At 41.3% G+C, this 516-nt stretch carries 1 protein-coding gene; it reads right to left on the bottom strand.

Features of this window, described 5'->3' with window-relative positions; translation table 11 throughout:
* Window positions 1-11: 11 nt before the first annotated feature.
* Window positions 12-329, bottom strand: coding sequence for a heavy metal-binding domain-containing protein (locus R7Z77_RS28470; protein WP_005462608.1), 318 nt, complete (start codon window positions 327-329; stop codon window positions 12-14).
* Window positions 330-516 lie beyond the last annotated feature (187 nt).

Below are 516 nucleotides of genomic sequence, written 5' to 3'. Positions count from 1 at the left end.
CAAAAGCAATTCTATTCCACGAGCTTTACAGCGGTACCAAAAGCAAGGATTTCAGATGAACCATCGACAATTGAGCTTGTAGTAAAGCGAATTCCTACAATCGCATCAGCGCCTTTTTGGTTCGCTTGCTCGACCATACGTTGAATAGCAATGTCACGTGCTTCGGTCATCATTTCGGTGTATCCGCGGATCTCTCCACCAACAATGCTTTTTAGACCAGCCATTAGGTCTCTGCCGATATGCTTAGATTGAACAACGTTGCCCGTCACCACTCCTCTAACTTCTGCTATTTCCTTGCCTGGAATCGTATCTGTTGTTGTGTAAATCATGTCGTGCCCTTAATACTATGAAGTAAATACAGTACGTTACCACCAAGCCTTTAAATATGAAATCAGGATAGTGTTAGTAAGTTATATAGAAGTGGCTGTGCGTGAATACCTTTATTGAAAGTATTCAATGTGAGAGGAGTATAACCAGAAGTGATGCAAACAAGTAAGAAAACACACAGAAGAGAAA

This window comes from Vibrio sp. 1401 (genome assembly GCF_033340295.1).
Note: the sequence above shows the minus strand (reverse complement) of the source record. Positions and strands in the feature narration are given on the sequence as shown.